Source organism: Lewinella cohaerens DSM 23179 (assembly GCF_000379805.1).
In the GTDB taxonomy this organism is placed as follows: domain Bacteria; phylum Bacteroidota; class Bacteroidia; order Chitinophagales; family Saprospiraceae; genus Lewinella; species Lewinella cohaerens.
Genome location: NZ_KB903560.1, coordinates 44,002 through 51,260 on the forward strand (window position 1 = coordinate 44,002; position 7,259 = coordinate 51,260).

Annotated in this window: 7 protein-coding genes; 4 read left to right on the top strand and 3 right to left on the bottom strand. The window is 46.0% G+C overall.

Annotation, left to right across the window (positions count from 1 at the left end; genetic code table 11):
- The first annotated feature begins 27 nt into the window (after window positions 1–27).
- Window positions 28–294 (top strand): 30S ribosomal protein S18, encoded by a 267-nt coding sequence (gene rpsR / locus A3EU_RS0120715; RefSeq protein WP_020538116.1) that lies wholly within the window; start codon window positions 28–30, stop codon window positions 292–294.
- A 44-nt stretch (window positions 295–338) separates the two neighbouring features.
- Window positions 339–785 carry a 50S ribosomal protein L9 gene (gene rplI / locus A3EU_RS0120720; protein ID WP_020538117.1) on the top strand — a complete coding sequence of 149 codons (447 nt, stop codon included), beginning with the start codon at window positions 339–341 and terminating at the stop codon, window positions 783–785.
- Between the two features lie 292 nt (window positions 786–1,077).
- Here rplI and A3EU_RS0120725 read toward each other — a convergent pair whose 3' ends face one another.
- The 3 genes from A3EU_RS0120725 to A3EU_RS0120735 form a co-directional block, all read right to left on the bottom strand.
- Window positions 1,078–2,172: a ferredoxin--NADP reductase gene (locus tag A3EU_RS0120725; RefSeq protein ID WP_020538118.1), complete on the bottom strand. Its 1,095-nt coding sequence runs from the start codon at window positions 2,170–2,172 to the stop codon at window positions 1,078–1,080.
- A 470-nt stretch (window positions 2,173–2,642) separates the two neighbouring features.
- Window positions 2,643–3,482: a hypothetical protein gene (locus A3EU_RS0120730; RefSeq protein ID WP_020538119.1), complete on the bottom strand. Its 840-nt coding sequence runs from the start codon at window positions 3,480–3,482 to the stop codon at window positions 2,643–2,645.
- A gap of 46 nt (window positions 3,483–3,528) precedes the next feature.
- Complete coding sequence (locus tag A3EU_RS0120735) at window positions 3,529–4,305, bottom strand: UDP-2,3-diacylglucosamine diphosphatase (RefSeq protein ID WP_245569383.1); 777 nt, start codon at window positions 4,303–4,305, stop codon at window positions 3,529–3,531.
- A 340-nt stretch (window positions 4,306–4,645) separates the two neighbouring features.
- Here A3EU_RS0120735 and A3EU_RS0120740 point away from each other — a divergent pair, with 340 nt between their 5' ends.
- Entirely contained in the window at window positions 4,646–5,431 is a 786-nt protein-coding gene (locus tag A3EU_RS0120740) for an SDR family oxidoreductase (protein WP_020538121.1), read from the top strand.
- Between the two features lie 113 nt (window positions 5,432–5,544).
- The gene (locus A3EU_RS0120745; RefSeq protein ID WP_026211502.1) at window positions 5,545–6,621 is read left to right on the top strand and encodes a sensor histidine kinase; all 1,077 of its coding nucleotides are present in this window, start codon (window positions 5,545–5,547) and stop codon (window positions 6,619–6,621) included.
- Window positions 6,622–7,259 lie beyond the last annotated feature (638 nt).

Here is a 7,259-nt window from a genome sequence, read left to right on the forward strand (position 1 = left end):
TTTTCCACTATTAAATCTTGATAAGCTATGGCTAATCGCGATGATATTAAGTTTTTAAGCAATCCTAAGATTGGTGGCAAGCGTCAGAAGTACTGTCGTTTTCGCAAGTACGGTATCAAGTATATCGACTACAAGGATGCCGATTTCCTGCTGTCTTTCGTTAACGAGCAGGGTAAAATTTTACCACGCCGTATTACCGGTAATTCTCTAAAGTACCAGCGTAAAGTTTCTGCTGCGATCAAGCGTGCTCGTCACCTGTCGTTGCTGCCTTACGTAACTGACTTGCTGAAATAGCGGAGTCTGGTATTTTAAATTACTAATTTTAAAAACGATTTGACATGGATATCATTCTGTTGCAAGACGTTGAACACGTCGGATATAAGCACGAGCTGGTGACCGTTAAGAATGGTTACGGTCGCAACTACCTGATTCCTCAGGGACTTGCGTTGATCGCTAACAGCGCTAACCGGGCTCGTCTAAAAGAATTACAGCGTCGTGAAGATGCTACTGAAGCCAAACGCCTGGGCGAATACCAGGATATTGCCAAGAAGTTGGATGGCCAGGTACTACGTATTGGTGCTAAAGCTGGTACGAGTGGTAAGATCTTTGGTAGCGTTACCAATATTCAGATCATCAATGCTCTTAAAGAGCAATTCGATCTTGATATTGAACGCCGTAAAGTACAATTGCCTGATAATGTGAAAGATTTGGGTACCTACACTTTGGTACTGAACTTGCACAAAGAGGTACAGCCGGAAGTGAAATTCGAAGTAGTTTCTGAGTAAATCTCACAACTTCCCGGTAAAGAAAAAGCCCAATTCGCAGCGATGCGAATTGGGCTTTTCTTGTTATAGTCCTGCCTGAAATGGGAGATAGATGCGGGGTAAGGGGTGTTGAAAAAGTTACTTCCGATTAGGTTTCGCGGGCTTTAGTCCGCACAAAGAGGAGAGGATACAGTGCGGACTGAAGCCCGCGAAACCTGCGTCTACGCAAAGCTGCTTGCCTTTTACCTAGCGCAGAAGGCACAAGTTTTTCAATTAATCCACTAGCTATTCCTTCCCAATCAAGCCTGACCTGCTACACATCAAAACTGATCTCCACATCCTTGCCATCAGGATGCGCCTGGCATGCCAGCACGTAGCCATCAGCTACCTCATCATCATCGAGAGCATAGCAAACATCCATCTTCACAGAACCACTTTTGACTTTAGCCATGCAGGTAGAGCAAGCTCCGGCCATACAAGAATAAGGCGCATCGTGCTTGGCGTCTAGCAAAGCTTCGAGGATGGTCTTTTTTTCTGGGACTTTAATGGTAATGCTTTCGCCACGTAGCTGCACTTTCACCGTGCCAGCTCCTCCGGCAGTCATCACCTTGCCGGCGGCTACTTCTGCGGCATTGACAAAGCGTTCAGAATGGATACTCTTCTTGTCGATGCCTTGTTCCATCAAGCAGGTTTCTACGGCATCAATCATAGCACCAGGGCCACAAATGAAATACTCGGCACCTTTACCTTGCACCGGACACTCTCTCAGGAAAGTATCGATAACCAAAGGACTGATCCGTCCCGTAAGGCCTTCCCAGTTGGTCGTCGATTTTTTAAACCAGCCTCCCTTTTCCTTCTTAGGTTGGCTGACGATATATTCTACCTTTAGTTGCCCAGCATAGCGCTTGCTAAGCTCCTGTAGCTCATCGTAGAAAATAATTTGGTCATCCTCGCGGCTACCGTATAGGAGGTAGACACTACTTTGTGGCTCTTCTTCAAGCGTAGTTTTTAGAATCGACATCAATGGTGTGATTCCTGAACCCGCACCAAAAAGGTAGTAGCTCTTCCGCTGATCGGGATCTAAGGCAGTATAGAAACGCCCTTGAGGAGGCATTACATCAACAGTGTCGCCCGCTTTTACGGAGTCATGAATATAGTTGGACACCTTTCCACCATCCACTCTTTTTACAGAGACGGCCAGTTCTGACTCAAGTGGAGAAGAACTCATAGAGTAAGCCCGTCTTTCTTCACTGCCGTTAACAGTAAAGCGAAGTGTCAGGTATTGTCCCTGCTTGTAGGCGAAAGTATCCGCCAGTTCAGCAGGAACCTGAAAATAAAGACTAACAGTATCTTGGGTCTCGGTTTTTACCTTACTTATTGTTAGCGGGTAAAACTTAGTATCACTCATGCGTAGGCATTAATTTTTCAAAAAGATTAACAGGAAATTGACCGGAAGGTTGAGTCCCTGTCTTGCACAAGTTGTTTTTGTGCTATTGTTCGTCGTAGGTTACATCTACGGCGCTGGTTTGCGCACAAAGTTAAACTGCTTGAGGGAAGTGTACGAATTAAGGGCGGTGAATTTGATCACCAGTATTCCTCACACGTTTTATATTGCTTCCAGGTGTTTGTTTCATGGGCCATGCCTTCTCCCGTCCCGACTTTTCTAGTCGGGACGGGATCGGCACCGTGCCATCCGTTCTTACCTTTGGTACCACTGCTGTCTCTTGTCCTGCTCCTCCGTCCGCCGAGCTTCAGGCTACGCCTTACGCGCTCAACCAAAGGAATCTCCTGTCCTCCGCTTGGGCGGAGGTGTCCAAAGAACGGAGGTGGGTAAAGCATAGCCCTGTTCTGCACTTAGCGTCCTATGGCAAAGTCTAACTAATATCCTTCGACAACAAGTTTTCCTTCCGCAAAAAGTAGGTAGCGACGATCAATCTGTGCTCGGAACAAAACGGGCTTGTTGACAGCGTCAGGCCATTCCAGTGTTTGTTGCAATTGCTGCTGTGGGAAGTAGCGGTAATAATTGCCGTTCATGCGAAAATAAAAGACTTGTTTTTGGAAGAAGCAATCTTCCACTTCCGTAATCTTCCACCACTCCTCTAACTGGCCCAGGATGGAGAATAAAGCAATTCCTCTCTGTGAAAAATTGAGGGCTAGCCGATCTCCCCAGCGTAAAATTTGGGTTGGCCCTTCTGTCAAATTTTCACTTAACCGAAAGTCATTAGAGGTGAATAGCACTTCGCCACGAGCATTTAGGCGGTATAGTCGCCCGGCCAGTTCATCATAAACCCAGAGGTTGTTGTCATGGCTGCGAGCAACAGCAGTAGCGTACTGAATGGGGGTGTCTCGCAAATCCAGGGTGGCACGTTCGCTCAGCGTGCGGTCGAGTAAAACAATGGTTTGCTGCTCTTGATAGAAAAGCAGAATATTGAAAGGGTCGGTAGCGTCGATGGTGAAGTCTTCTCCAAGTGTCGTATTGTAATATTGAAAAAGGGCTTTGCCTTGCGGCGAATATTGGGTCAGTACGCCTTTGTAATCGACCGTTAGAAGTTGCTGAAGAGGATCAATAGCAAAATTGACAATGCTGTCTTTTTGGAAGATGATTTGGCGTAAGCTATCGGTTGCTACCTGAGCGCCCACCTTGATAGGCAGGCACCCCAGTAACAGGAGTGCAAGAAGAAAGAGCGGGCGGTTATTATGAAGCTGATGATTATTCACAATAAGTGAACGTTTGGAAATGGAGAATGGTGTAGGTGGGCAAATTCTAATTTGGGCTCTTCACCGCTTTCCCTTCCGGATGTTCAAAAAACGCCAGTGTTAGGTCTTGGCCATCAAAAACGGCGTAAGAGTTGAAATAAACCCACTCACCAAGATTGATGTAACGGGTGTGATTATTGGCGAGTAAGTAGTCAATAGGAAGGTGACGATGTCCAAAAACAAAGTAGTCAACTTCGGGCAACTGTTCCGATTTACGCGTGCTGTACTGCAGCAGCCACTCGTTGTCAGGCCCAAGAAAGACATCTTCATTGTGGTTAGCTTCCCGACTTTTACCAGAAAAAAAGTTGGCCAGCCCTATGCCAAAGTTGGGGTGCAGGCGAGCAAATAACCACTGGCAAACGCGATTAGCAAATACCTTTTTTAGCAATTTGTATCCGTGGTCTCCTGGCCCGAGACCATCACCGTGACCAATGAAAAACGTCTTTCCGTTAATTTCGTGAATGACAGGTTCGCGGTAAATAGGAGTATCAAGTTCTTTTTCCAGGTAGTCGAACATCCACATGTCGTGGTTGCCAGTGAAGAGGTGAAGCTTGATACCAGCATCCCGTAGTTCAGCGAGTTTGCCGAGCAGGCGCACATATCCACGAGGGACAGCCGTTTTGTACTCAAACCAGAAGTCAAAAATATCTCCTACCAAGTAGATGGTCTCAGCATCATGGCGGATGGTCTCCAACCAACGAACGAGCTGCCGTTCACGTTCAGCGCTGCTCAGCCGACCGTCGACACCAAGGTGAAAATCCGAAGCAAAATATGTTTTACCCAAAAGAAGGCTCAATTTGTTTTTGCGCAATTAGTAGTGCGAAATTACGAAACAAGTATGATATTGGTAAAATGGGCTGATCGTACCAGTGCGATCTACGGTTGGGAGGGATGTCCCGCTACTGTTTGACTGGAAGGAGTTTAGCGGGACGAGCATTTTTGGGTTCGTTTTTGTTGCGAATGACAAAAATGAACAAACCCCAAGCATGAAAAACAATTCTAAAGCACCCGAAAGACAATTAAGCGTTAACAACTCTTTGATGCATTTGACTTAGCTCGTATGAGCTTCTCTTCCATCATACAGATCCATTTTCCTATCTTTGTTCTGACCTAACCAAGAAATAATGAACCTCGATTTACGTAATAAAAATGCCCTCGTTGGCGGCAGCAGCAAAGGAATAGGTAAAGCCACGGCGCAGGAACTGGCAGAACTAGGAGCCAACGTTACCCTGATGGCTCGATCGGCCGCATTGCTGCAAGAAGTAATAAAAGACCTTGACACTTCAAAGGGGCAACAGCACGATTTTATCACTGTTGATTATACAGACGTTACTGATTTACAAGCCAAGGCAACAGCACTGACGGAGAAAAAGACGATCCATATTCTTGTTAATAATACCGGAGGCCCTCCAGGAGGCCCGATCTTAGCTGCTGATTTGTCGGCCTTTACGCAGGCGCTCAACAATCATTTGTTGTGCAACCATGTACTGGCACAGGCGGTAGTACCGGGGATGAAAAAAGCTGATTACGGCCGTATTATCAACGTGATCTCTACCTCGGTGAAGTCACCGATCAATAACCTTGGGGTCTCTAATACGACCCGTGCTGCTGTTGCTAATTGGGCCAAAACACTGGCTAATGAAGTGGGCCCAGACGGTATAACGGTCAATAATCTCCTTCCCGGAGCAACAGAAACAGAGCGCCTGCACGGCCTGTTGGATACCTGGTCAACCCAGAAAAACATCAGCACCGATGCTATGGCCGACCAAATGAAGCAGAGCATTCCCCTGGGGCGCTTTGGCCAGCCACGGGAGATTGGTGGCGTCATTGCTTTTCTCGCTAGCCCGGCTGCGGCTTACATTACAGGCACGAATATTACAGTGGATGGTGGCCGCACTAAAATGTTGTAGCCAGGTAATTCAATGCCTGAATATGGCTATTCAGGTTCGTTGTTAGGCCATCTGATGACTAAGTGTAGCGAGTTAAGAGAAAAATAGATAGCTTTGGAGAGATGACGAAAACTATGCAAAGACTAGCACGAAACCGGGCCCTCTTAGGCTTCAATGACCTTCCCATTGCCTTGGTGGGAGTGCCGCTGGTGGCTTTTGTGATGCCCTTGTTGTTTTTTAACGGTACGCTGGAAAACGGCTTTTGGGCCTTTTGGCCAAAGTGGAAGGTTTCGCTCTTTTTTACCATTTTTTACTGGATGGTAATGCGCCAGGCAGTGCTTTTCTTTCGCTCTCGTTGGCCGGAGTATAAGGATACCATAAAGCGGTTATCCTTTATGGTGCTCACGACTATAGCGATGGTCTTGTTGCTGAATAACTTTTGCTACGATATCCATGATGTACTTCTGCCTGAAGGCTACCACAGGGATATGAGTAAGTTTGATTACGCCAAGAGTACCTTTATGGTAGTCTTTTTTATCATTTCTCTTTATGAAGGCATTTATTTCTATCATCGCTGGCGACTGAGCCTCATCGAAACAGAACGTTTACGACAGGAAAATATCAGCTCCCAGTTAGATGCACTAAAAAGCCAGGTCAATCCGCATTTTTTATTCAATAGTTTGAATACCCTCACTTACCTGATCCCTGAAGACGAGGACCGGGCCGTGCGTTTTGTACAGCAGCTTTCCAAGGTGTATCGCTACATTTTGGAAATTCGTGACCGGTCTTTAATCACAGTAGCCGAGGAACTCGATTTTCTGGATGCCTATCAGTTTTTACTCAAAGAACGTTTTGGTGAAAACCTACAGTTGCAGCTACAAGTAGACCCTGCTGTCAAGCAGCTGCATATGATTCCGTTATCTATGCAAATGCTGCTAGAAAACGCCATCAAACACAATATCGTCAGCACCCAACAGCCACTGACTATAGAGGTTGTTGTTGGTACTTCTAGTGGTACACTATTGATCCGCAACCAGCTTCAGCCCAAACAGCAGGTTCAGGTTTCCACGAAAGTGGGCCTGGATAATATTCGCCGCCGCTACGCTTTTTACACCACGGCTCAGGTGGAAGTAAGCACGGAAGACGGATGGTTCAGTGTAGAGCTACCGCTATTGCATACGCCAGAGTTGGTTGCGGAAGGAGAGGGCTAGAACATGCGTGTGCGTCTCCATTAGTGCAGTTGCTTCATACGCTTCTAGCTTGGTACTGGTATTCCGATAACCTACACCCATGTCATTTCTCTTGGTGTCTTTACATAAATAGACACTGGGGTGTTCGTAAAACCTATAGTGTTCCGGCGCTGTATCAAAGCTAATGTAGTAACGCCCAGGTTCATTAAAATAATACCTGCTTTGAATAAATTGTTAATCAGGAGTAGCATTACGGCTCTACACGCAAGGCAAAAGAGCCAATACTCGCATACCGCTCATAATTCATTAGTTCAAGCAAATAATCAACATTGGTCTGTAGAAAAATATTTTCATAATTCTCTACATTCGTACTGGCATTAGCGTAACAGACCCTTACCGACCTTCTCCGTTTATTCTCGCATTGATACATAGCGGGATGTTCGTAGCTTTCGTATAGGAGCGGCTGGGTGTTTAANCTTACAAAGAAAAGTCCTTCCTGATTAAATACGATACCGCCTCTAAAATGGTAAGAATCTTCGCGTTCCTCGTAGAATACAGGGTAGCTTAAAGCAGTTTGTAAGGGCAAGAAACTTATTTGGCCTATGTCTTCAATGGTCTCAATATCAACTGAAAAAATCTCGCTTGTATCCGTGATTTCA